Origin of the sequence: Cyanobium sp. CH-040, from assembly GCF_024346135.1 — a bacterium.
In the GTDB taxonomy this organism is placed as follows: Bacteria; Cyanobacteriota; Cyanobacteriia; order PCC-6307; family Cyanobiaceae; genus NIES-981.
Window position 1 is genome coordinate 460,624 of record NZ_JAGQCJ010000001.1, and the last position, 24,566, is coordinate 485,189.

The following is a 24,566-nucleotide window of genomic DNA, read 5'->3' on the forward strand; positions in this document are numbered from 1 at the left end:
GGAGGGGGCGCGATGGGCGGACTGATGGGGCTGGATCTGATCTGGTGGATCGCGCTGCTGATCCAGCTGCTGGCGATCCCCGGTTCCCTGCTGCCGCTGCTGCCCGGCCTGGCCCTGCTGCCGGTGGGGGCGGGGCTGTGGCTGTGGGCCGTGGGCTGGAGCGCCGGCTGGCCCGCCTTCGCCCTGGCCTGCGTGCTGCTGGCCCTGGGCTGGGGCGCCGACGCGCTGGGGCTGGTGCTCGGTCCGGCGCGGCTGCAGGCCACCCGCTGGGCCTACATCGGCGCCGGCCTCGGCCTGCTGGTGGGGTTGCTGGGCCTGCTGCCGGCCCTGCCCTTCGGCGGACCGCTGCTGGGGGCGGTGGCGGGCCCGCTGCTGGGTGCCAGCGTCGGCGAGCTGCTCACCGCCCCCTCCGCCCTGGGGCCCCTGGGCCTGCTGCGGCTGCGCCGTTCGCTGGTGGTGGGGCTGGCGGTGGTGGCCGGGATGCTGGTGAGCAAGGTGGCCCAGGCCCTGCTGGCCCTGGTGGGAGCCGTTGGTTTCGTGCTGCTCACCACCCTGGGGGGCTGACCTGGCTGCAGACCGGCCGCCTCACGGGCCGGGGTCTTCAGCCCCGCAGCTCGCGCACCGCCGCCGCCACTGCCGCGATCGCCCGCTCGATGTCGGCGCCGGTGGTGCCGCGCCCCAGCCCGAAGCGGATCGAGGCGGCGGCCTCGGCGCGGCTGCGCCCCAGGGCCGCCAGCACGTGGGAGGGCGAGCCCTGGCTGCAGGCCGAGCCGCTGCTCACGGCGATCGAGCGGCGCAGCAGTCGGTGCAGGGCGGCGCCATCCACGCCGGCCACCGTCACGTTGAGGTTGTGGGCCAGCCGTGGCGCCATGGCGCCGGTCACGCTGATGCCGCCGATCGCCTCCAGCCCCCCCCGGAGCTGATCGCGCAGGGCGCCGAGCCGGGCCGCGCGCGCCTCCCGGTCGGCCACGGCCCGCTCCAGGGCCTCGCCCAGCCCCACCACCAGCGGCACCGCCACGGTGCCGGCCCGCCGCCCCTCCTCCTGGCCGCCGCCGTGGATCTGGGCGGCCACTGCCACGCCCGGCCGCACCAGCAGCGCCCCCACCCCCTTGGGCCCGTAGAGCTTGTGGCCGCTGAGGCTGAGCAGATCCACCCCCAGCTCGGCCATCGCCAGGGGGATGTGGCCGGCGGCCTGGGCGGCGTCCACGTGCAGCGGCACGCCGCGGCTGCGGCAGAGGCGGGCGATCGCCGCCAGCGGCTGCAGCACGCCGATCTCGTTGTTGGCCGCCATCACGCTCACCAGCAGCACATCCGGCGTGAGGGCGGCCTCCAGCGCGGCTGGATCCAGCAGGCCGCCGCCGTCCACCGGCAGCAGGCGCAGCGGGAAGCCGTGGCGCTCCAGGTAGCGCAGCGGATCCAGCAGCGCCCGGTGTTCCGTGGTCACGCTCACCAGGGTCCGGCGCGGCTGCCCGCGCTCCAGCGCCGCCTCGGCCACCCCCTTGAGGGCCAGGTTGTTGGCCTCGGTGGCGCCGCTGGTGAACACCACCCAGCCCGGCTCGGCACCCAGGGCCGCCGCCACCTGGCCGCGGGCCCGCTCCACGGCGGCGGCGGCGGTGAGGCCGGGGCGGTGGCCGCGGCTGGAGGGGTTGGCGCAGTGCTCGCTCCACCAGGGCGCCATCGCCGCCAGCACCGCCGGATCGCAGGGGGTGCTGGCCTGGTGGTCGAGGTAGGCGAGCATGGCGGTGGATGCCTGCGGCCCATGCTGACAAGCCCCCCGCTGCCCTGGCGCCGGCTGCTGCCGGTGCTGCTCGCTCCGTCCGCCGTGGCTCTGGCGCCGCTGGCCGCTCCGGCAGCGCTGCTGGCGCGCACGGCGCCGCCGGAGCGGCCGCCGGGGCTGGTGGTGCTCGACGAGCGGCCCACCCCCAAGGGTCCGCAGGTGCTGGGGGTGTATGGGGTGCAGCCAGACCCGGCGAACCCCGACCTGCGCCGCGCCCAGCTCTGGCGCCAGCTCGTGCACGAGGTGCTGCTCACCACCGACACCGTGGGCTGCTCGCCGCGGGCGCCGATGCGCATGACCCGGGTGGGCGACCGCTGGGTGGTGCGCGAGCTCAACCCCGGCGGAGCGGTCACCCCAGCCAACCGCATCGACCACCTGGTGTGGTGGGCCGTGTGCCACCCCGAGCAGGCCGGCAGGGATCCCGCCACCCTCGCCGCCCTGGCGCGCCAGCTGGGCTACAGCGGCGAGCTGCGTGAATCCGAGCAGGTGCTGCCTGGACGGGCCCGCTGAGGCTCTGCAGACTGAAGCCCATGAGCACCGACCCCATCGCCGCCCGGTCCGCCGAGCCCGCCACCCCCGAGACCGGCGGGGACCAGGCCGCCATCGAGCAGGCAGCGGCCTCCGACGCGGCCGCCGCACCCGCCCCGGTCCGCCTGCTGCTGGTGGACGACGAACCCGGTCTGCGCGCCGCCGTCACCGCCTATCTGGAGGACGAGGGTTTCGCCGTGACCACGGCCGCCGACGGCGAGGAGGGCTGGCAGAAGGCCCAGGAGCTGCTGCCCGACGTGGTGATCAGCGACGTGATGATGCCCCGTCTCGACGGCTACGGGCTGCTCGGCAAGCTGCGCGCCGATGAGCGCCTGGGCGGCACGCCGGTGATCTTCCTCACCGCCAAGGGCATGACCGCCGACCGCATCGCCGGCTTCCAGGCCGGCTGCGACGACTACATCCCCAAGCCCTTCGACCCCGACGAGCTGGTGGCCCGGGTGCGCAACGCCGTGCGCCGCCAGGAGCGGCTGCTGGCCGAGGCCGCCCGCTTCGCCGACGCCGACATCGGCCAGATGGCCCGCCAGATCACCGAGATCCGCTCGCTGCTGGCCACCGGCGGCAGCGCCAAAAAGCCCGTCGAGGACACGGGGATCAGCTTCACGCCGCGGGAGGCGTCGGTGCTGCAGCTGGTGGCCGAGGGGCTGATGAACAAGGAGATCGCACGCCGCCTGGAGACCTCGATCCGCAACGTGGAGAAGTACGTGAGCCGCCTGTTCATCAAGACCGGCACCTCCAGCCGCACCGAACTGGTGCGCTACGCCCTCGAGCACGGACTTGTCGACTGAGCCAGCGGCCGGCTGGCTGCCGGCCGGTCTCAATGGCGGCCACACCTACCGCGACCGGGTGGGTCCCGAGGCGGCCGGTGAGGCCGTGACCACCCTCCTGGCTGCCCGCTACCGCCATTCGGACGCGGCGGTGTGGCGGCAGCGGCTCGCCGCCGGCGAGATCCGCAGGAACGGCCAGCAGCTCCGGGCCGATGTGGTGCTCGCCGCCGGCGACCGGCTGAGCTGGCATCGGCCCCCCTGGCACGAACCCGCCGTGCCGGCGCTGCCCGGCCCCCTGTTCGACGACGGCGACCTGGTGGCGTTCGACAAGCCCAGCGGCCTGCCGGTGCTGCCGGCCGGCGGCTTTCTCGAACACACCCTGCTGCGTCAGATCGAGCGCCACGTTGCCGCCGGTGATCTCGACGGCTCCGCCGGTCTGCCCCGCCCCGTGCACCGGCTGGGCCGCTTCACCTCCGGCCTGCTGCTCTGCGCCCGCCGTCCGGCCACGCGCGCCTGGCTGAGCGCCCTGCTGCGGGAGAGCACCGCCACAGCGGGCGCCACAGCGGATTGCGACCCCACCAGCCCATGCAGTCCCTCTGGCACCAGCAGCGCCGGCTGCCGCAAGACCTACCGCGCCCTGCTGCAGCCCCCAGCCCCCGGCTCCCCCCTGCTGGCCCTGGCGCCCGGCGCCGGCCTGGAGCTCACCACACCGATCGGCCGCTGCCCCCATGCCCGCCTCGGCACGATCTGGGCCGCCGCCCCTCCGGCGACCAGCGATCGCGATCCCAGAGACGGGCCGGCCCTGCCCGCCCGCAGCGCCCTGACCCTGCTGGAGCGGCGGCCGCAGGGCTGGCTGGTGGAGGTGACCATCGCCACGGGCCGCCCCCACCAGATCCGCATCCACACCGCCGCCGCCGGGGCGCCGTTGCTGGGCGATCCGCTCTATGGCCCGGATGGCGGCGCACGCGCGCAGGCGCTGCCGGGCGACGGCGGCTACCGGCTGCATGCCCATCGACTCCGGCTGCCGCGGCCTGCAGGGGATGGGCTGGAGCTGGAGGCGCCCCTGCCCGATGAGCTCCGCCACTGAACGCCTGATCGAACGGCCGGGTCTGCGGCTGATCCACTGGCCTGCCTGGATCCCCCCGGACGAGGCCGAGGCCCTGGAGCGGCAGCTGGGCGCCGAGGTGCCCTGGAAGCAGGAGGCGATCACCCTCTTCGGCCGGTGTCACCCGTTGCCGCGGCTCACCTGCTGGATGGGCGACCCGGGTTGCGGTTACCGCTACAGCGGCCTGGAGAACGTGCTCGAGCCCTGGTCGCCCGCTGCTGAGCAGCTGCGCCGCCAGCTGCAGGCGCTCACCGGCTGGCGCTTCAACTCCCTGCTGCTCAACCGCTACCGCGACGGCTGCGACGCCATGGGCTGGCACGCCGACGACGAGCCCGAGCTGGATCCGGCCGCGCCGATCGCCTCCCTCAGCCTGGGGGCGTCCCGGGATTTCCGCCTGCGGCCGAGGCCCAGCCCGCGCCGGCCGCCTGGCCTGCGGGAGCCCGAGGGCTACAGCATCAACCCCGGCACCAAATCCGGCCCCAACCCCGGCACCGGAGCCACCTGCACCAGCACCGGCTCCTGTTGCGCCCCCTTCAACCTCAAGCTGGCCCACGGCGACCTGCTGCTGATGGAGCCGCCCAGCCAGTGGTGGTGGCAGCACGCCGTGCCCCGCCGGCAGCGGGTGCAGCAGGAGCGGCTGAACCTCACCTTCCGGGTGGTGCGGCCCTCGCCGCCGGCAGGCTGAGCCCTCAGCCCCGCTCGAAGGCGATCAGGCGGGAGAAGTAGAAGGGGGCCTGGTTGAGGCTGCGGCGTACGGGCTGAAAGCCGGCCTCGGCGGCGGCGGCCACGATGCCGGCTTCCCTGAGGGTGTAGGCGCGGGTGGTCTTGCTGGGGCCGGGGAACAGCTGGCCGATGCACTTGAGCAATGCCAGCACCGGCGTGTAGGGGGCGAAGCTCACGATCAGGTGCTTCTCGGCCATGCCGGCCAGGTGGCGCACCATCTCCTCGGCGGCGGCCTGGGGGTAGTGGATGAACACATCCAGGCAGATCACCGTGTCGTAGCGGCCGTCGAGGCTCTCCAGGTCGGAGGCGGTGAACTGGAGCTTCTCAGCGCTGATGCCCGCCTCCTCCGCCCGACGCCGGGCTTCGCTCACCATCGCCTCGGAGAGATCGCTGGCGGCGATGGATCCGGCCCCCAGCTGGGCCAGGGGAATCGCCAGGCTGCCCACCCCGCAGCCGGCGTCGCAGAAGCTGCGCTCGCCCAGATTGCCCTGCTCCTGCAGCCAGGCCAGCACGTTATCCACGGTCTTCTGGTGCCCGATGCGGATGTTCCGCTGCACCTTGTTCACCTCGTCGGACTCGCTGTAGATGCGGTTCCAGCGCTCGAAGCCGGTGTTCTCGAAGTAGCTCTTGACTTCGTCTTTCTCAGAACTCTTTTGAGGGCAGGAAGAGTCAGAAGTGCTTTTATCGATCTGGTTTTGCTGTTGCAATGTCTCTATATCCCGAGATGGCTGGCTCGTCACGTGAGGTTACTGAAGGAGAACAATGTTCGCTCCCGAAATGCTAGCACTTTCCGCGCGCCGCAGCGCAGGGGCTCGGCCTGCAACATGAGGAGTGGCAGTCGGATGGTGCTGAGTGGCATGAAGCATTCATGGGAGTGACATAGTTTGTGCAGAATATACGCACGTCTCATTGTCATCCGAACTATCCTCTAGGCGCGCCGACGAAGGACAGTGCTGGAGCGCATTGCGTTAGTTGCCCCAGCTCCCTATGCTTCTCATGGCTATGCTGGAAGCGAAAGGGAGTCTAAAAAGGTCATGAAATGTTCGATGGAAATCACGTGGGACTTTCCCTCTGCTGGGCTGGATGGGAAGCGCATGAAGTTGCCGAGTTCTACTTCATTGGCCATTGCGAGATAAGTCCTTCTATTCATCGAGGGATTGTAAATTTCAACAATTATGCATTCGTCAGCGCAGGCAATCATGTTGCAAAGCCCAGCTCCATGCGGAGAGACAATTACTTTGGCAGAGGCGAAGATTTCTAGCTGCCTGCTAGGTTCGTAATCCTCAAGAAACACAATGGTAAAGCCATTGGCCATAAGTCGTCTCTCAAGTTCTAATTCATTTAGGAGTGGCCTTCCGGCTCGTCGCCTTGAGACGTAGATCTTGTTGTATAGATGACTTTTGGGGGTGGGGAAGTCTTCGATACGTGCCCGAACTGTCAACCTAACTTGCCGAAGGCTTGAGTAGCGTGTGATTGCAGAATTAGATTGTGAGTAATCAGCGCTGATCCTATCGAATGACTCATGGTGAGAGTCTGTTCTTAGATCTGTCTCGCACGGAACAAGCAGATTCTCGACGGTATAAAGTGTGTATGGATCGATTGGTGCGACACGAAGGTCAAGCAATGACAATAAGAAACGCGACCATTCCCAGGCCGTGCTGTAAGTCAGTATCTTGGGATTGCGTCTGAATAGCCATTGTCGCTCGGATGAATTGTTGCGGTTAATCTGGGCGAGGTTCCTCAGTACCACTATGCATGTATGCCACATATTTGAGTGATGGCCATCGCCGAGAAATATATAGTTACCTTTGAGTCTTTTTTTTCTTGGAATCGTCTGGAGGGGATTGTTGAACCTTGGCTCAAAATGAGAGACGCCTTCTATGTATCCACCAGTGGAGCTTAGGATGCAGTATCCTTTGACCCCTCGCTGATAAAAAAACTGGGCGTTCTCGCAGTGCTGCGATCTATATGAATCCTGGCCACTCGGTCTGAGCATTAAATTAAATTCAAGCGATCTTAAATGCCGCATGGCCATTGTCACATGATTGCTCGCATGTTCTTGATAAGCCAAATCAAGTCGTGTCTTCGCTGAGCTGATTCTTTCCAGGAGTAGAGAGACTTCTTCTTCACGCAACAACTCGCTCATTCCCGGGACAATTAAAATCTATCTCCGATGTTAAACGATTTCAGGGATGCAGGCCATATCAAGCATTTCTGAAATGCCTCTGGAAAGATGGATTGCGGCTGAAATAGCACACTCCTATGCCGTTGTAATCGTGGCCAACGAAGCCCCGAAAAGCCCAGCCCAATCACGTGACAATGATCCTGCGATCACGACAGGCTGGGACTGGGCTGATGGCAGCAGCCGGCTTGGGTTTGGGGATTACGAGCAGACCATCCCCAAGAGGCGCATCAAGCTAAAGGAGTTCATGGCTAACATGGATCTGGTGGTGCCCTGGCATGCCGTGATTGTATTGATCGAGCCCCGCTGACCCACCCAAGAGCGGCAGCAAGGGCAGTTGGCCGCCCTACCCACTGGCCAAGATGTTGCAGCTCCACCTGATGCAGCTGTGGTATGCGGGCAGCGCTCCGGCAATGGAAGCTGCGCTGATTGATGGGCTGGCGATCTGGCCGTTCGTGAGAATCGATATCATCAGCCGTCAGATTTCGGGTGAGATCACGTTTCTGGCTTTCCGGCGCCTGCAAGAATCACAACCTGGGCGAACAGATTCTCAAAACCGTCATGGCCCATCTCATGGAACGGTGCATCTCCATGAAGCAAGGGTCGAGAATCGACTGCATGCTTCATCGCTCGACTTGTTGCCTTTTTCTAAGTTGTTTTCATTGCTAGGATCTTGCCATGTCTACGCTGGCTCGAGCCACACTGATAGCTTTGGAAGAGAAAATGATAAACCTCGTTCAGTTTTGGCACTCCCCACAGGCTCCGCAGGATGTTAGGGCTCTCCTTGCATCTTGGGAGCGGGATCCATATTTTAAGTACTCAAGATACGATCAGAAATCTGCAGATGCTTTTATTGGTGCAAACTTTAACCTGCGTGTCCTTGAGGCGTATCGCAAGTGCGCAATACCTGCTATGCAAGCAGATTTCTTCCGATACTGCTTCCTGTATGTCAATGGCGGTGCCTATGTGGATGCCGATACCGAAAACTCTGGTCGATTAAATGAGCTACTAGAAGGCAGATCCAGAGGCCTTTTAATGAATAGAGAGCGCCGTGTCGCCAATGACTTTCTTTATGTGTGTAGCGCCAACGATCCACTATTTGCCAGGGTCATAGAATGTGCAACTAATAATATTGAAGGTAGAATCTCGAATAACGTGTGGAAAGTCACTGGCCCAGGAATTATGACAAGTCTCTATATCGACCCCAATACGCAGTCAATCTTTGAGGGATTTGACTTTCTTCCGGCTCGGATAGTCCGTGACTATGTGCTTTTTAGACATGATCTGCCATATAAATCAAGTGAAGAAGACTGGCGGAATGCACGGGACTCGGACAAAATCTCTATTTTTTCAGAGTAGGATATCTAGATGAGTAAGCGCCTACTCCTTCATACAGGGATGCCAAAAACAGGGACAAGTGCCTTTCAGAATATAATGGCAATGCATAAGTACGCCCAAATTGATTATCCTTTGCTTTTTAGAAGCGGCAAGATTGCCCACCACGAGCTTGCATATAAGTTGCTCCATCAGGGTGAGCTGAGTCAAGACAATGCTCTTAAATCTTTAAAATGTTATCTAGACGACCACGCCGCACTTGAGACAATCTTGTTTTCAAGCGAAAGCCTGATTGGCCTTTTCGGTACAAAGACATGGCCTGTTACTGAGGCGATTTCTGATCTTGCGGCCGAGCATGGCTACCAATTAGAGATACATCTGATTCTGCGTAGAATGGCAGACTTTCTTGAGGCAATGTACTTGCAAAGTCATCGATTCGGCAGACTCAAGATGGCCTTTAGGGACTATATCAAATCGCGCTGCCCTTGGATTGACTCGCTATTCCAGTCTGTCAAGCGACTTGCATGTGTGAAGGATCTGCAACTCTTTACTGTATTTTACCATTCAGGATTTGATACCAATCAGTATTTTGAAGATGTGTTAGGCCTTCCTTCAGGCAGTCTCACGGGCGCGTCATCTAAGTTGCGACCATCTTCCCGATTTGGCATGAATGGAGAGATTCTTCTTGCTAACATAGATATATTCAATGAGGAGTATTCCTGCCAACTCCGCAGACCGCAAGTGATTCATGCTCTGGAAACTCGCCAGCTTTTTTCTGCTGACGTGTTTCCCTATACCCTGTATGACGAAAATACATGGCGCAATATCACTTCTTTTTCAATCCAGTCCGCATTGCAAGCGAAGTTCTTTGAGTATGCAGCTGCCTTTCAAGGATCCGAATACAACGCATATAGGCTAACCTCTCTCGGATATGATGAGCTTAGCCGCGATGCCAAGAACGAGGTGATTCGGACATTCAATCTGGCTTGAGATAGTACGGTATGAGCTCTCGTTCTCTTAATGTTCTCCATGAGTACTGGGGCATTTGAGAAAGGTGCTCGCAACTTATCTGTAAACTGCATGTGCTTGTGTTCTTAATCTTTGGTACTAGCTTTGAACAGCTCGAGAGCTCTTGTGCAGTAATTGTAGGCGATAGTCTGAATCGCTGGATTGTCTACAAGATCACTTCGTAAGCAAAGCACATTGTACTGAAACCACTTCTGGCAATCTCGCGCGATCGGGATGAACCCATGGTTTTGCAGCATGTCCAGAATTGAACCTGCCAACGTCTGCTCTTTCCAGACAGGAGAGCTCTCAATCTCACAGTAGATAACTCCTGTCTTCTTGAGGCTCTCTTTTGCCCCTATGAGCACTCTGTCGACCGCCCCCTCTGCATCAATCCATAGACATGCTTTTGTGGAGTTGAGTTCTCGAGTGATGTCATCAAGTTTGACCGCCTTGACATCCAGCATGGTCACTTGACTATCTCGGAGCCCAACTTCGTGCAATGACCCCATACGGCCAATGGCTGGCATCTTGTTGCCTGCGATGACCTCAGGAACGTAGAAGCTGACAGTGCCAGCCTCAGTATCTGCTGCTGCATTTATATAGCGGACACCGGTCTTCGAAATCGTCTCCGCAAAATGGCTGTAAACCCTTGGATTCGCTTCTAATGCAACTACCTCTATTCCAGGAAATCTTTTGATCATCTTTTGAGAGAAATCCGCCTCAAAGGCGCCGACTTCAATAACAAGGTCTGGTTTTACTATGTCGAGAATGTCTTGAAGGGCAATCTCAAGTGCTGCGGTCACTTTCGCCCGCTCCTGCAATGGCTTCCCTCGTGTTTCGGGAGCGTCAAACTCATCTGAAAGCCTACTCATCAGGCTTGAGAAGAAATCACTATTCATCGCAAGCTGCCCTGACAGTGCTCCACATTGCAATTATGGCAGTAGGAATGTCCACTTCTCATGTTGTCTTGACGGCTAAAGAAACAGGTCGGGGTCAATCTTTCGCCGGACTCTTGGGAGGCCATGGATTTCAACGCGATCTTTGAGTTGGGGTGCGTACTCGATCTCAAAGCCACTGCGCCTCACCAAATGATCAATTGGCAATTGATTGGGATTGTGATGTTGTAAGTGGTCGCGGATGTACAGAGCGCCAGACTTGTGAGTCACCCTTGCGAACTCAGGAATTATATGGCAGATAAGCTCGCCGGGAAGCTCCCTTAGGACCTGTATGCAGTTGACGATGTCAATACATCCATCTGGTATCAGATCACTACGACACGTGGGTACGTGTACCACGTCATGATTCTTTAATGCATTCGTTCTCGTGTTCGGAGTTAAGGGTTCATCATGGTGCTCAAGGTAGTCCCATGCTGTGTGGCCAAGCTCAGCCCAGGAACAATGCTGGTAAAATAGGTCGAAGCTATGCCCTCAATTGCAATATAGCCTTGCAGGCGGTCTCTCGGGTCGGGTGCGCTGTACGAAAGGTTGGCAATCCTCCCGTGACCAGCGCCGAAGTCAAGCAATACCCTGATCCGATTGCGATCTGGAACTTGATAGGCGCGTTGGCAAAGAAAATCTTGGATGTTGTAACGCGCGATATTCTCAATTGCGTCTGCGGGTATTCGTAGTTCATAGTTGTTGGCAAGCCTCTCGTCTGCGGGCCGCGAGGCTTCTATCAGTTTTCCTGTGAGTTCTGGGTGGAAGGTGTCAATCAGATTGGCTTTGCGTAGCCAGGAAAAAACTTCGGGATGTGTGTCACCCCTTGAAACGCTTCAAAACTGATCTCACTCCCTACGCCGCGGGCCTCGAGTCGTTCTGTGAATAGCCACCGCGATAAATATCCAGGGAGTCCAAGAATCTTGAGATCTCGACTTAAGACTGCCTGAAATGGCTCGTTCAGCTCTTCCGGCGATTGGTTGATCAGCTTTTGCATGGGTGCAAGTTCACTTGGGCTTTGGATGGCTGCTTGGTTGGGTCTTGCGGATCAAGAGTCCCTCCCGCAACCCTTTCGTTGACAGGAGTAATTCAGTACTCCTTCAAAGCTTATGCACCTTGATTGCATGGGCCCAAATTCCTGGCGATCTCCTCTCCTCTCTGTCAATTTCGCAAGCTTTGGACCTCCCGGAAACGTTGGTGGTCCTTACAGGCTTAGGCAGGGCTCTCTCCTTACCCATGACCTTGTTGATCCTGGGTTGTCTGATTGCACCCAGGTAGGGATACCGCGTCACCCTCCATGGGTCAGAGCATTTCTGATTGACTACGAACATGTTGCAGGTCGCCTCCAGATGCAGCGGTCTTTCTGATGATTGCTCCACCGGATCGTCTCCCCCAGCTCCATCCCCCTCAGCATCCCCGCCCCATCCCGCCGATCCCCCAGCACCCGTCGCGGCGTCACGGTCGCGGCCGCGATGGCCTGCTCTGGCGGTACGCCCCAGACCACCAGCCGGCGCACGCCTTCCAGCAACGGCAGGGTGACACCGGCCAGGGTGCCGTCCTCGAGCCGGCAGCTGCCGTCTGTCACCAGCAGCAGCCGCTCATCCCAGCGGTGGCGGCCCTCACCCAGGCCGTAGGGGCCGAGGGCGTCGCTCACCAGCACCACCTGGTCGGGGGCCAGCCGCTGCAGCAGCAGGGCCATCGATGGCGCCACGTGCACGCCGTCGGCGATCAGGCCAAGGGCCACATCCCCGCGCAGCACCGCGGCGGCCACCGGTCCCGGGTCGCGGTGCAGCAGCCCGCCCATGGCGTTGAAGGTGTGGGTGAGCATGCCCACGCCGGCTTCGAAGGCGGCGGCGGCCTGCTGTTCGCTGGCGGCGCTGTGGCCCAGGCTCACCACGATGCCCCGGCGCCGCAGCTCAGCGATCACCTCCGCGGCTCCCTCCAGCTCTGGCGCCAGGGTCACCAGGGCGATCTGGTCCTCGAAGCCGGCGATGCGCTCCTCCAGGGCCGCCAGGCTCGGCTCAGCCAGGTGCTGCTCCGGGTGGGCGCCGCGCCGTGCAGGATTCAGGAACGGTCCCTCCAGATGGGCGCCCAGCAGCTGGCAGCGGCCAGGCCGGTGCTGCCGGCGGGCCTGCTCCAGCACGGCCAGGGCCTGGCGCAGCGGCTCCACCCCACAGGTCACCAGGGTGGGGCAGATCGCCTCCACGCCGTCGCGCCAGAGCAGCTCCAGCAACTCGCCCAGCTTCGACAGGTCGGCGGGGGTGAGTTCGGGGAAGGCCAGCCCCAGGCCGCCGTTGATCTGCAGGTCCACCCCCGCCGGACTGAGCCAGTCGCCGTCCCAGTCCTCGCCAGACGCGGCGCTGCCGGCCGGGATCGGTTCCAGTATCTGGATCACCCCGTCGGTGTCCACCCCCACCCGCCAGCGCTGATCGGCGCCGTGGCGGCAGCGGGAGCTGCGGGGCAGGCGCACGTTGCGGATCCAGCGCATCGCGGCGGTAGGCACGACAATGCCCCCATCCTCCGCCCTCGGCTCTTGAGCGCCACCCCCTCCAGCCCAGCTCCGCCCCAGGTGGCGGTGGTGATGGGCAGCGACTCCGACCTGCCCACCATGCAGCCGGCCGTGGCGGTGCTGGAGCGGTTCGGGGTGCCCCACGAGGTGCGCGTGCTCTCGGCCCACCGCACGCCATTGGAGATGGTGGCCTTCGCCCAGGAGGCGGCCGGGCGGGGCCTGCAGGTGGTGATCGCCGGCGCCGGCGGCGCCGCCCACCTGCCGGGGATGGTGGCCGCCCTCACCACCCTGCCGGTGATCGGCGTGCCGGTGGCCAGCCGGGCGCTTTCGGGGGTGGATTCGCTGCACTCGATCGTGCAGATGCCGGCCGGCATCCCGGTGGCCACCGTGGCGATCGGCAACGGCACCAACGCCGGCCTGCTGGCGGTGCAGATCCTGGCCATTGCCGACGCGGCCCTGGCCGAGGCCCTGGCCGCCTACCGCGCTGAGCTGCACGGCCAGGTGCGCGCCAAGGATGCTCGGCTGCAGGAGCTGGGTCCCGACGCGTACCTTGTTGGGATGCAACGCTGATTCACAATCAACTAGTTTGGTGAAGGTACTGACTGAAGTGCTTCATGGATCTTTTGGTCCATGTTTAGCCGATCGGAATCTGCATTCCACAGCGCATCGAGCTGCATTTGCTTATTTTCTAGGTGCAAGAGATGCCAGAGTTTGAGAGCGACGTTAACGCTTGAGGGCTGCCATGAAATCTACGCTGGGCCATGTAACTGCTTTCCTTGCCTCTGCCAACATTAACAAGTTTACTGCCGTTGGCGACTTGTCGCATCAAGATGCCACACTATCAATGGAGAAAAATTGGAGTAAGGTCACTGTATTCTCCTCCCCGTAAGCCAGCTTTGTTGCTCGGAGAAGGCTCCTTGAGGGGATGCTTGTTGTCAGTTCTCTGCAAGGGAAACGGCTAAGTGCATATCTTTATGAGCTGCCAGAGTCTAATCAATGCGAAGAAAGTGAATTGCACAATCTGTCCAGAAGCAAGCTGCAAGCTGTCGTAATATCGCTAGAATCGTCAAACTCGTTTTGAAGTCCAAGTACATTCTCTCCCAAATCTATGAGTCCATGTGCAAACTCTCTTAATGGCTTGACGTGATGCTCATCGCTGCTAAGCTGAAAAGCAGAACCACTATTGCATGCATCTTGCGTGGTAAAGAAATTAATGATCTGGCTGTGCACTCGCTCAATCAGCTTTGAAAGAGTTAGGCCTTCTTGTGACATGCGTGAATGAGGGATCTGATTAATTAAATTGCGCATGTCTTGAATAGAATTAAACCCAATATCTGCCCATCGATCTTTTGAGAATGCGTGCTGATGGGATAGATGGAGGACGTGAATCGGCTTTAATGGTCTAATCTGAATACCTGAGGCTATCAGATTTGTGAGTAAGTCATAATCCCACCAAGGGTCGCCAAAATATAAATTATTGCTGTGCCTCAAGAGTTTATCGATGTCAGATGAGTGAATGATGAACAGGTCAAAGCCAAGCCTGTAAATTGATGCACGCTTTTCCTGCAAGCTATGAATGTTAGTTCGTCGACCTACAATTGCTTCTCCGGGTTGCAAGAGAGATATGAGTTCACGGACAGAGTCCGGCATATTCATATAAATATCTGCGTTGGCTATTGCTATAATCGGGCTCTCGGACATCTTCGCTGACAACAGAATATCCCGAAGGCAAACAAGAGGCTTGGAGCAGTGGAGTAGGCTATTCCTGTAGACGAAATCGACATTATAATTCAAGCTTCTTGATTCAAGGTATTGTTTCTCTTGAAGGCTGTTTACAGATCTAACTCTGCCACAAACTCTTCTCCATGAGTCAGTGCAAACTGCTTGATAATTTATAAAGGTCTGATTGTCTATAGTTCTCTTTATTGGTGCTGGCGGGATGGAGCTAATGAAAGTGCATGACAACATTGGCTTCAGGCAAGATAGTAAAATGCGTTGTCTAGGGTTTGCCAATCGATTTGGTTAACCCCTGTATTGAATACTCTCAATGTCATTTCCATGCATTTCTCCACGAGATAAAATCATCTAGTGATCTCTCCATGATCTTCACATAGTCTTCGGGTTTTCGACTATCTGCCAATATCCTGCCATTCCTAACCAGCTTTCTCCTCAACCTCGGCTGACTCATGATGTGAAAGATGGATCTTGCGATGTCATCAGGCTGAGCAGGGTCAAAGTATCGGGCTGCATGTCTTCCCAATTGATCCAGTGCACCGTCAACGCGTGCTGTAATGACTGGGCAGCCAAGTGAGAATGCCTCTAGCGGGGGAAGATTGTCGGGGCCAAAAAAAGAAGGATAGATCAAGCAAAGTGCATGTGAATATAGAGCGGGTAAGTGATCTCTTGGAATAAAATCAAGAAAATGAACACGTCCTGAAAGCCCCAAATCCGACACTAGAGATTCGATGTAATTCCGATTGCCATGGTCTGCCCCAGTAAAGACAATATCTGGCGTGAGCGAATATGAAGACTCTAAGATCCTTACTGCTCTTAATAGCCCAGCATGGTTCTTATGGGGCCAGAACTGAGCCGGATAAAAAAGAAATCCTGGCGATAGCCCGTACCTTTTAAGAATGCACTCTTGTGTTGATTCTTCGGTTGACCCAGGTGGAAAGGTAGGCACAGGAAATGGATTAACAAGAATATTTGCTTCATTGATCCCGTAGAATGTGACAATCTGGTCTTTGCCTGTCTTTGTTCCGGTGAAGATTCTTGCCGCCCGTGGAAGAACCTTTCTATAATGGTTTTCTCTTGCATCCCAAAGCCAGCCTCGAGTGCTCACTTCCGGGAAAAAGGGATGCATCCGATGAGCCAAGTCAAAAACAGTAACAAATACCGGCACGGAATGCACACCGGCCAGTGGGTCTAGATACCAAACCAGCTCCAAGGAGTGCTTCTTTACTGCTGTGTCAATTGATGAGGCGTGCTCAAGAATGCGGTTGGAATTGGGATGATCTTCCCCAACGCGAATAACCTCTAAACTCTTGTATGTTGAGATGGGTAATGGCTCCTTGCTCAAGTCAAGGACAGCAAACTCATGCGTAAATGCATAAATGTCTACGGCGTGCAAGATTGTCTCCTGAAAGCTGTAGCCGCCGCCAACTTCTGGCTTCTGCCTTTGGCCAATAATTCCTATGCGCATTTACGACTCCAAATGGTCTAGTTCGAAGTGAGCGGTATGACGCATGCCCTTAGCCGATGTCATCCTTAAGGCCCAAGTCTTGCTGCATGGCAGGCCTTACGTAGTAGACTCTGCAAAATGCTGGGTGATTGATGCGACTTTGGCGGCGACTATTTTCTGCTTGTCTGCAGTGAGCGCCAATCCAGAAGGGATATAAAATCCTTGTCGACTGAGCCTTTCTGCCACGGGACAATGAGCAGACTGGAAAAACTTCTTGGCTCTGAACACCGGCTGGAGGTGTAGTGGGTAGAAAAAGGGCCTTGTGCCAATGCCTGCCTTGGCGAGTTCGTCAATGAGATCGCATGCGAATAGGTTTTCTTGTTTTAAGAGCAATCCAAACACCCAGTATATATTTAAGGCAAAGTCGGTGCTGTCGACCTGCGAATGAATGTGCTGATTGGCTGCGAAGAGGTGCTTGTATAGCAATCCTATTTCTCGCTTCTTCATGACTGTATGATCTAAGCGCTCGAGCTGACCGAGGCCAAGGGCTGCTTGAAGATTTGTCATGCGATAGTTCCAGCCTAATTCGTGATGCAGAAATCGCTGCTTTGGCTGGAAGCATAGATTGCGAAGGCTTTTACAACGTTCGGAAAGCGATGCGTCGTTTGTTGCTATCATTCCGCCTTCGCCCGTTGTGATGTGTTTATTTGGGTAGAAGCTAAATGTGCTGATGGTGCCAAAAGATCCACAGGGCTTGTCTTTATAGGTTCCTCCGATTAGTTCAGCGGCGTCTTCAATAACTGCAAGGCCTTGCCGGGCTGCCAGTTCAAGTATTGGGTCCATATCTACTGGCAGGCCGTAGATGTGCACTACCATGATCGCGGCGGTGCGGGGACTGATCGCGGCGGCAACCTGCTCGGGCACCATGTTCCAGGTGTTGGGGTCGGCATCGACAACCACGGGGGTAGCACCGGCTCGCACGATCGCAGCAGCGCAGGAGATGATCGTGAAGGTGGGCAGAATCACTTCATCGCCAGGGCCAAGGCCCAGAGCGGCCACAGCCAGATCGAGAGCTGCAGTGCCATTGGCGCAGGCAACGCCGTGCTTGCGCCCCACGCGGCGGCTGAAGGCTTCCTCAAACTGGCTTATAAACGGGCCTTCAGAGGAGATCCAGCCGGTGTTCAGGCATTCCATCACGAGCGCTTTCTCCCGTTCGCCTATCACCGGCTCGTTGACGGGTATGAAGTCGCTCATCGCCTTTGCAGCACCAGACATATTCCCCAGGTGGCTTGCGACGGCGGTGCCCCGCTCAACCATTCTTCGGCGGTGAGGCGCTCGAAACCTGCGCTTTCGGCTAGTAGGTCGAGTTCAGGGAGTGAGAAGTGGCGCATCGGGTGGGTTTCTTCAAAGGTCTGTATGGTGCCTGTGCTGAGTTCCTGGGCCATCACGGTGTAGTGCACGTCAACCCGGTTTTCGTTGGGGTGGACTGTGGGCTCGGCAATTCGGATGATGGAGAGATCCTCGCTTTGGAGGCGCTTGACGCGCAGTTCGGGGCGCTGGGCGGCGACGGCCGGGGAGTACCACACATCAAAAAGGAACAGGCCGCCAGGGTGGAGGTGGCGGGCCGCATTGGCGAACACGGCCTGAACGTCAGGGTTACTGGTTTGGTAGCTCACTACATGGAACAGAGCCAGGACGGCGTTGAAGCGGCGCTCCAACTGGGTGCTGTTGATGTCGCATTGTTGGCAACTGAAGCCTGGTGTCCGTTGGGCGTTGGCTACCATGGCTGCGCTGCGCTCCAAGCCGTGCACGCGATAGCCGCGTTGGGCGAGCAGGCAGCCGTGGCGTCCGGTACCGGAGCCGAATTCCAGCAGATCACGACCAGCGATGCGGTGGCGCTGGAGCAAAGCTTCAACGTAGGCGACTTCCGCAGAAGTATTTTTATCACGGTAGAGCAGGTCGTAGTAGCGGCTGCTGGCTTCAAAGGGATCGTTCACGGCTTGATTACGGCTTGATTACGGCTTGATCGGCACTGATGCCCTCGAAGCGGGTTTTGTCGCACTCGCCGGCATAGGGCCCCTGCTTTACTTCGATCATCTCGGTGGGTTCGAGCATCTCAAAGCCATGCCCGCCGTAAGCGAGTAGGATCACATCTCCTGTTTGGAGGATGCGGCTTTCAAGATAGGCGTGGTCGTCATCGTAGAAGTCCACCCGAACACGGCCGGTCTTGATGAACAATACTTCCTTGGTGTAGTGAACCTCGCGTGGCACAGGGTTGTGGACATGGGGTGGAATGACATGGCCGGAGGGACGGTTCATGTAGCCTAGTTGCTGAGAAAACTCACTAGGGGTAAAGAATTTGATGCCTTCATTGTGAAAGCCAGCTCTTACAATTACCGCCAAGGTCCGACCGCTATGACAGACTTGGTCTACCAGTTTAGTGGTCATTGCTCAACAGTGGCTCTGTATGCATTCTCAATCTCAAACTTCTGGAGCGCGTTTGCAAACGACCGATAATAGTTGTAACCTTTTGCATGCCAGACTTGAAGGGCCAGTTCCCTTGTCCTAGCGGAATACCCGACACAGAGGCTGGCTTGGCTCGTGGCGTGATTTGAGAAATAAGTGGTCTTCGTGAAGGTTTGTCATCCCCAGGGCGATGAACTCCCTTTCATCTACTCTGAATGTTTTGTGAACGAGATGTCAAGTGATTTGTTCCTCGTAACTGCTTGCTGTTGCTCGTCGATCCTTGGAGTGCCGGCCTCGGACTCCCGACGGCACTGACCTGCACTGTGGGGCATGAGCTAAGCCGTTCGTTCACAAGGCTGGCCTGGAGCTAAGATCTGGATGTTTGATATCTACTCGACTGTTAGCAAGGAATCCGATTGTTCCGATCCATATGGTGGCCTAACAGATTCAGGTGACCAAGTTTCCAGCCCAGGCAGACATTACCCTTGGCGGAGATCCTGCATGACAGGAGTAGAGTGGGAGATCTATTGCCATGAATCTCCTAGCGCATAGTGTCATGGCGATGAGACGAGTAAACGCCTACTTCTGATCCATGCTCGAAGACAAGAGGCTCAACCCAATAGACATTCGCATTGAGCTTGCAAAAGAAGTAGGTCAAGAGCCAGTCTATGCCCATAGTTATAGAAATATCCTGAGCCATCAGTCTTTGAGCAAACCGCTTAGATATGATATAGCAACAGCAGGTTCTGTCTCTTGGTGGCTCGATCTTATAAAAGTGATCACCGAATCTTGGGTGGCCTTTGGAGGCATGAAGACCCACTCCGCCTGCAATATCGACAAAATCATAATCTTTGGGAAGAGTTCGAATGATTTTCGAAAGATAATTCAAGGAGTCTTCTCGGAAGAGAACATCATCCTCTGCGACGATAGCCAGCTCAGCTTTTCCAGCGGCTATTAGAGTCCATGCAATAAGATGCTTGAGGGCAATGCTTACGTCCTTATCTGATAGCTCATATGGCTTAAGCCAGGGATGGCGTTCAAATAGTGCATGCTGTGCGAGATCTTCTTTTAGGGCGAAATCAATCTTTTCGGCCCAAGAAGTGTCTTTCCATTTGCTTGCCTGGAACGTCCCTGCGATCAAGACGTCTCGAATCGAATAAACGTGATCTGCGTATTCATCATAGTCAAACTGGTAATAGTGGTTTAGCTGAAATTCGCCCGCATCAAACTGGTCGATGATTATTGGCTTGAGCCTGCCTTGAGTTGCTTCTTTGATGTGATGCAATCGAGAAATATTTGGCTTATAATGCAATACATAGAATGGTAAGTCCATAAGGTCAAGGTCAAGGTCAAGGTCAAGGTCAAGGTCAAGGTCAAGGTCAAGGTCAAGGTCAAGGTCATGGTCAAGTTGTGGGTTGTGGCAGGTAGGCATGTCAGAAAGCTTCCAGTCTAATTTCTTTGTTGTGTTGCTTTATTGTGGGGTAGCAAGCGTGAATGTTACATGTCTTGGAAATATCAATGCAAAAGTAGGCTTGCAATCAATAATGCTGGCCTTTCTAAGAATACCGTAAGGCGCCAGCTTGGATCGCCTTCAGCAAATGCTTCTTATGCCGTTCGATATTAATCTTCTTCTGATAGAGCCTGAGCGCATTCTTACTCATTATGGCAAGTTCGTGATCTGTAATCCTGTTAAGAATGCATGGGAGCAAAGACGGTCTAGGCGATATTATTCCGGCCTCATACGTGCGAATCAGGCGAGAATACTGCCCCACCCTGTTCAGAATAACTGGCAGGCCTGCCCTGAGATATGAGGCTATCTTCCCAGAGGAAAGCCCAAGATGTTTCAAATTTCTGCCTTCCCATTGGTTTTGATATGTCGGCTGATAAAAGGCAAGGCCAACATCTGCTTCTAGAAGCATGGTTGAAACATCGTCAATATCAGAGAATGACTCTGTTGAGAAATAAATATTATGCCCGCCACGTGCTTTGAGCTTTTCAATCTCCTCAGCTCTTAAACCATAGCGATCGTGAATGAATAGGCACCACTTGCTAGGCCAGTCTTTTGTGCTGGCAATTATTTTATTGGTCATTGACCAGCCATCTGTAGATCCTACCAAGATCGCAATCTTCTGATGCTTTATCTGGTATCGCTCTCGTATCCCTCCCTTGCTCTCACTAGTGCCGTGCCTCCTGTCGCGGAGGATAAGTCTTCCCCTAGGCGACACAGGAACTTCGATAATCTTATCCCTTGAAATGTGATTTTCTCGTGACAGCAACTCTGATCGCTTCGGGTCCTGGCTAATCGCAAACTTAATCTTTCTGCACGCCTCAATCTCAGGCCGCTTAAAAATCTGACTGGTTTCGCATTCAAAGAAAATTTCATATGACAAGAGAGCGTAAGGGATGCCGGTAAGCGAAGAAAGCCTACTTGAAATGATTATGCCATCTCTGTCGACGCCAATAATTAAGCTTGGCCATATATGCTTCTCAAGAGTGTGGATGAGGCGAGATAGCAAAATCCACTTTGCGTGAAGAGTATTCATCTCAGTGGCTTGCCTGAAGTATTTTCCTCTTAGGGTAAGAAGGTTGGCGCTGCAATGTCTTGAGAGTTCATCCTTGCATATGAATACTGGAGCAAGGACTGTGACTTGGTAGCCGGAATCAGACAATATTGAAACTATTCCAAGGAGGCTGGGATTATAGTGGATATTGCCCTCTGGGTGAACGATCAGCACACTCTGCTTGCTCCCATGGAAGCGGCCAGAAATCTTCGCCATGAAGTCATTTATAGTCATTGTCAACTTGGAATGGCTCATTTGCGGGTATCAATCTTAACTTGAATGGCTTTGGCTGGTATCTTGATATTTGCCAGGATCGCAAGCACGGCGTTAAGAGTCATCATGAGATAGTCTAGCTTGACCACGGGGAATGGTGCAGCGATTTCATGCCCGGTCTGGGTTGGTGAGTTGGATGCAGCTGCGACTTGTCGATTACGACCAGACTGTTTAGTTGTCTCCCTTGATGTGCCCCATGAGATTTTGTCCAGGGTGAATGAGAGTCCTCAGCCGGCCAGACTGGGCCGTGGCCTCCACAATGAAACGCACCAGGAACAAGGTGGAGGAGATCATCCGCTAGCTAAAATTCGCCGAGCAGGTGATCGTACAGGGCATGGCCGTCGACGCCGTCTGAGGTGGCATCAAAGGGAGGCAGCTCACCTACCACCCCTGGCGGCAGCAGTAAGGCGGCATGCAGGACGAGTAGGCAAGGCACCTGACCAAGATGGAGAAGGAGAACGCTCGGCTCAAGAAGGTGCTGGCGGACGCAGAGCTGTAGAAGGCGATGCTCAAGGATCTTGTTGCGCCCAGAAGGGTACCTTGCGGTGAGATGGGTAACTTCTGAGCCCGGAACGTTGTTGCGATGCAAGGGTTCACCTCACTCTCCTGAAGGGTTTTCTCTATTTGGTGGCGAACATGATCTCATCTCCAGAGCTGTGCTGAGTAGGCAACTCTCCAACAGCCTTGACACGGAGTTCTGTCTGGATGCCCTAGAGATGTCGCCGGGAGATGGCCGCAAGCTAGAGGTCTTCCACTCCGATCAGTGTTGCCACCTCATGTCATCTGACTTCGTGGCGAGGCTGCAAGCAGAGGAGACCTAGGTCAGCTGGTCAGGTCGAAATGGCTGTTACGACATCATCCTCGTTGAACGGCTGTAGAGAACCGTCATGTGCGAGGAAGTCTATCTACGTGCCTACAAGGATGGCTGGGAAGCTGAGATCAGCCATGCCCGCTTCTTGTGGTGGCATGCCATGGAAAATTCCACAGGTCTCTGGGAGGCAGAACTCCCAATGAGGTCTACACTGAAACCGAATTCATCTCCTCCCGTCCAGGGTTAACGACTTTAGGGGCCACTTCTGTCTAATAATAGGCCCACACCTCAAACCATCATCAGGCCTGGACCGATTATGGGGTCACGTCACAGGTGCTGAATCACAAGCCGCAAGCTGCCCTTCTGGGCCAGGCGAGCATTGGGGCGGCTATGCATGAGTGTGAGGTCGGGGTTGGTGGGTCGCACCTCAACCCGTAGTGGCCTCCCCCCCCCCTGTCACTGAACGACCTGATGAGACAGAACATTTAGAGCGATCGGGCTACTTGGGGACTCACCATGGAAGTCTGCGCTGAAGAAGGGTAGAAAGACGGTTAATCCCCTCAGAAAACTCCGCATGCAACTTCTTGCGTGCATAGCTGGATATGGCAGGGTAATGCGAAAAGGGTTTTGCTCCCTTTGGAGCCTGAGGAATGACCACTCTCTCAAAACCTGGAGTGAACTTAAGGCACAGAAACTCCGATAGATGTTCCGCAAATAAGTTGTCCCAGCGAATCATCTCCTCAAAAACTATTACCAGAAACTTCTCGCGACCCCCAAAAGCCCTAAACCATCTTTCTAGGTTTGAAGCATAATCAAATGTCACGGAGTCTGTTGTTGCCAGGTGTTCTTCATGCGTGGTCGTCGAAACAAATTCATCAAAGTCTTTTGCATCCGGGAAGAAGCCCTTGCGCTTTAAAAACCAGAAATTCGAATGTAAACGTGATACTGGATCGCGAACTAACACCAAGAACTTTGGATCGGGAACCATCTCTCGCACAAGGCTTTCGACCCCTGGGGTTCTAAGGTATGAAGGAGTTGAGTCTAATAGGTACCTGTATCGGTTATCTCCACAGCAATTGTCTTTGAGTTGCTGAAAGTACTCGCACGATGAAGGACTAAAGGTCTTATCGTAGTTCCAGGAGGCCGGGCATGCTCTGTCGAAGTAGTGGAGCTCCTTCCTTTTTGTCGAGCAGATCAGAGGGTGGCCAGCTAGCTTCTCGTGAACCGTAGATGTGCCACACTTGGCTTCGCCAATAACCAGGATCACTGGTTTCCTAGGGTCTTCCATGCGTGTCATGATGTAGGAATATGTAGGTGTCGCAAAATTGCGCTAGTCTAGACATTAAGCAATGGGTTCGGATGGGTATTCGCAAGAATGCCTGATGAATTAGTGAAATGATGTCCTGCTCATAAGTAAATCATCAATCGTAGATGTCGAAAATGTCAGAATGCGCTCGTCGCGGTTTTGATGACAGGTCGCTAAGCGAATGCCTTTGCCATAAGGCTGCCCATTGGCGTCATATGTTATAGGGCTACGACGCCATTTTGCAACGCTGACGTAGGGCACTCCTGCTCGGACAAGGTCTTATGAGAGTCGGTGATCATGCAGCTAAGGAAACTCTGGATGTGACTTTTCAGCAGGATATTCAGTCGTCAGGAGCTGTTAGAGAAGCTGATGGGGCGTAAGACCATCGAGGACCAAGGAACACCTCCGTCGGTTATACATCTCGCGATAGAGTTGTGGCTACTGGTTGTGCTCGTCCGAGCACTGGAAGGCCCTGCCGTAGACCCATTCCTCCAGCAGGGTGTGGATGAAGCGTTCGGCGTTGCTATTGGTGCGAGGTGTGTAAGGCCTGGTGCACGCATTTCGCCACTCTCCGGATTGATGGGCAGTGCCGTTGTCACTGAGCTCCGCTGGCAGTTGATGCCCTGTTCGGAAAAGCAGCCAACTGCACGGGCCAGAGCGCAACCAGTGGTGGCATTCTTCTCATCGGGGAGAGCCTCGACCTACGCCAGCCGGCTGGGATGGTCCACGGCGAGCTGGAGCTTGTCGTAGCCTCCCCTTAGGAACGTTTCTGTTGTAGGCTCCGGAAACCTGCCCAAGATGATAATCTTCATCTGGCCAGACTCGGCCGGGGTCTCCACCGCAGCAGGCACACAGTGGAGTAGATCATCCGCAAGCTCAAAGCCGCCGAGCAGGTGATCGCACAGGGTAAGGCCGTCGAGGCCGTCTGCGGTGTCATCAAGGGGAGGCAGCTCACCTACCACCGCTGGCGGGAGCAGTAGGGCGGCATGTAGGCCGAGGAGGCATGGAGACTGTCTCAGCCGGAGAATGAGAACGTCCGGCTTAAGAAGCTGCTGGCAGAGGCCGAGTAGGAGAAGGATAT

23 protein-coding genes are annotated in these 24,566 nt (G+C 56.8%); 9 read left to right on the forward strand and 14 right to left on the reverse strand.

Features of this window, described 5'->3' with window-relative positions; all coding sequences use genetic code 11:
* Positions 1–12: 12 nt before the first annotated feature.
* Entirely contained in the window at positions 13–564 is a 552-nt protein-coding gene (locus KBY90_RS02400) for a DUF456 family protein (protein ID WP_254966809.1), read from the forward strand.
* A 37-nt stretch (positions 565–601) separates the two neighbouring features.
* Here KBY90_RS02400 and KBY90_RS02405 read toward each other — a convergent pair whose 3' ends face one another.
* Complete coding sequence (locus KBY90_RS02405; RefSeq protein WP_254966810.1) at positions 602–1,738, reverse strand: cysteine desulfurase family protein; 1,137 nt, start codon at positions 1,736–1,738, stop codon at positions 602–604.
* A gap of 21 nt (positions 1,739–1,759) precedes the next feature.
* Here KBY90_RS02405 and KBY90_RS02410 point away from each other — a divergent pair, with 21 nt between their 5' ends.
* The 4 genes from KBY90_RS02410 to KBY90_RS02425 are packed head-to-tail and all read left to right on the forward strand — an operon-like array spanning position 1,760 to position 4,880.
* On the forward strand, positions 1,760–2,287 hold the full coding sequence (locus tag KBY90_RS02410) for a hypothetical protein (RefSeq protein WP_254966811.1): 528 nt from the start codon (positions 1,760–1,762) through the stop codon (positions 2,285–2,287).
* Between the two features lie 20 nt (positions 2,288–2,307).
* The gene (locus KBY90_RS02415) at positions 2,308–3,111 is read left to right on the forward strand and encodes a response regulator transcription factor (protein ID WP_254966812.1); all 804 of its coding nucleotides are present in this window, start codon (positions 2,308–2,310) and stop codon (positions 3,109–3,111) included.
* On the forward strand, positions 3,101–4,177 hold the full coding sequence (locus KBY90_RS02420; RefSeq protein WP_254966814.1) for a pseudouridine synthase: 1,077 nt from the start codon (positions 3,101–3,103) through the stop codon (positions 4,175–4,177). Before KBY90_RS02415 ends, KBY90_RS02420 begins: the two co-directional genes overlap by 11 nt.
* Positions 4,161–4,880 (forward strand): alpha-ketoglutarate-dependent dioxygenase AlkB, encoded by a 720-nt coding sequence (locus KBY90_RS02425; protein ID WP_254966816.1) that lies wholly within the window; start codon positions 4,161–4,163, stop codon positions 4,878–4,880. The genes KBY90_RS02420 and KBY90_RS02425 overlap by 17 nt, the downstream gene beginning before the upstream one ends.
* Before the next feature lie 4 nt (positions 4,881–4,884).
* Here the strand turns inward: KBY90_RS02425 and bchM are convergent, their stop codons facing one another.
* Both bchM and KBY90_RS02435 read right to left on the reverse strand, forming a co-directional pair.
* Positions 4,885–5,625, reverse strand: a complete 741-nt coding sequence (gene bchM, locus KBY90_RS02430; RefSeq protein ID WP_254966817.1) for a magnesium protoporphyrin IX methyltransferase — start codon at positions 5,623–5,625, stop codon at positions 4,885–4,887.
* Between the two features lie 293 nt (positions 5,626–5,918).
* Entirely contained in the window at positions 5,919–7,064 is a 1,146-nt protein-coding gene (locus KBY90_RS02435) for a DUF563 domain-containing protein (protein WP_254966818.1), read from the reverse strand.
* Between the two features lie 46 nt (positions 7,065–7,110).
* On the opposite strand from KBY90_RS02435, the gene KBY90_RS02440 reads away from it, so the two are divergent.
* The 3 genes from KBY90_RS02440 (at position 7,111) to KBY90_RS02450 (ending at position 9,425) form a co-directional block, all read left to right on the forward strand.
* Complete coding sequence (locus KBY90_RS02440) at positions 7,111–7,410, forward strand: hypothetical protein (RefSeq protein ID WP_254966819.1); 300 nt, start codon at positions 7,111–7,113, stop codon at positions 7,408–7,410.
* Between the two features lie 368 nt (positions 7,411–7,778).
* Positions 7,779–8,459, forward strand: a complete 681-nt coding sequence (locus KBY90_RS02445) for a glycosyltransferase family 32 protein (RefSeq protein ID WP_254966821.1) — start codon at positions 7,779–7,781, stop codon at positions 8,457–8,459.
* An 81-nt stretch (positions 8,460–8,540) separates the two neighbouring features.
* Positions 8,541–9,425, forward strand: coding sequence for a hypothetical protein (locus KBY90_RS02450; protein WP_254966823.1), 885 nt, complete (start codon positions 8,541–8,543; stop codon positions 9,423–9,425).
* 104 nt (positions 9,426–9,529) lie between these two features.
* Here KBY90_RS02450 and KBY90_RS02455 read toward each other — a convergent pair whose 3' ends face one another.
* The 3 genes from KBY90_RS02455 to KBY90_RS02465 all read right to left on the reverse strand — a co-directional run bounded on the left by KBY90_RS02455 (position 9,530) and on the right by KBY90_RS02465 (position 12,866).
* Positions 9,530–10,342, reverse strand: coding sequence for an FkbM family methyltransferase (locus KBY90_RS02455; RefSeq protein WP_254966824.1), 813 nt, complete (start codon positions 10,340–10,342; stop codon positions 9,530–9,532).
* A gap of 811 nt (positions 10,343–11,153) precedes the next feature.
* Entirely contained in the window at positions 11,154–11,375 is a 222-nt protein-coding gene (locus KBY90_RS02460) for a hypothetical protein (protein WP_254966825.1), read from the reverse strand.
* A 324-nt stretch (positions 11,376–11,699) separates the two neighbouring features.
* Positions 11,700–12,866, reverse strand: coding sequence for an amidohydrolase family protein (locus tag KBY90_RS02465; protein ID WP_254966937.1), 1,167 nt, complete (start codon positions 12,864–12,866; stop codon positions 11,700–11,702).
* A 45-nt stretch (positions 12,867–12,911) separates the two neighbouring features.
* Here KBY90_RS02465 and purE point away from each other — a divergent pair, with 45 nt between their 5' ends.
* Positions 12,912–13,457 carry a 5-(carboxyamino)imidazole ribonucleotide mutase gene (gene purE / locus KBY90_RS02470; protein WP_254966826.1) on the forward strand — a complete coding sequence of 182 codons (546 nt, stop codon included), beginning with the start codon at positions 12,912–12,914 and terminating at the stop codon, positions 13,455–13,457.
* Between the two features lie 423 nt (positions 13,458–13,880).
* Here purE and KBY90_RS02475 read toward each other — a convergent pair whose 3' ends face one another.
* The 8 genes from KBY90_RS02475 to KBY90_RS02510 form a co-directional block, all read right to left on the reverse strand.
* On the reverse strand, positions 13,881–14,588 hold the full coding sequence (locus tag KBY90_RS02475; RefSeq protein ID WP_254966827.1) for a hypothetical protein: 708 nt from the start codon (positions 14,586–14,588) through the stop codon (positions 13,881–13,883).
* Positions 14,589–14,937: 349 nt separating this feature from the next.
* Positions 14,938–16,089, reverse strand: coding sequence for a glycosyltransferase family 1 protein (locus tag KBY90_RS02480; protein WP_254966828.1), 1,152 nt, complete (start codon positions 16,087–16,089; stop codon positions 14,938–14,940).
* 96 nt (positions 16,090–16,185) lie between these two features.
* Complete coding sequence (locus KBY90_RS02485) at positions 16,186–17,343, reverse strand: DegT/DnrJ/EryC1/StrS aminotransferase family protein (RefSeq protein ID WP_254966829.1); 1,158 nt, start codon at positions 17,341–17,343, stop codon at positions 16,186–16,188.
* Positions 17,319–18,065, reverse strand: coding sequence for a class I SAM-dependent methyltransferase (locus KBY90_RS02490; RefSeq protein ID WP_254966830.1), 747 nt, complete (start codon positions 18,063–18,065; stop codon positions 17,319–17,321). The genes KBY90_RS02485 and KBY90_RS02490 overlap by 25 nt, the downstream gene beginning before the upstream one ends.
* Positions 18,066–18,072: 7 nt before the next feature.
* On the reverse strand, positions 18,073–18,516 hold the full coding sequence (locus KBY90_RS02495; RefSeq protein ID WP_254966831.1) for a hypothetical protein: 444 nt from the start codon (positions 18,514–18,516) through the stop codon (positions 18,073–18,075).
* Positions 18,517–19,075: 559 nt separating this feature from the next.
* Positions 19,076–19,966, reverse strand: a complete 891-nt coding sequence (locus KBY90_RS02500) for a glycosyltransferase family 25 protein (protein ID WP_254966833.1) — start codon at positions 19,964–19,966, stop codon at positions 19,076–19,078.
* A 124-nt stretch (positions 19,967–20,090) separates the two neighbouring features.
* Positions 20,091–21,311, reverse strand: coding sequence for a hypothetical protein (locus KBY90_RS02505; RefSeq protein ID WP_254966834.1), 1,221 nt, complete (start codon positions 21,309–21,311; stop codon positions 20,091–20,093).
* A gap of 1,379 nt (positions 21,312–22,690) precedes the next feature.
* Entirely contained in the window at positions 22,691–23,476 is a 786-nt protein-coding gene (locus KBY90_RS02510; protein WP_315858696.1) for a sulfotransferase, read from the reverse strand.
* Positions 23,477–24,566 lie beyond the last annotated feature (1,090 nt).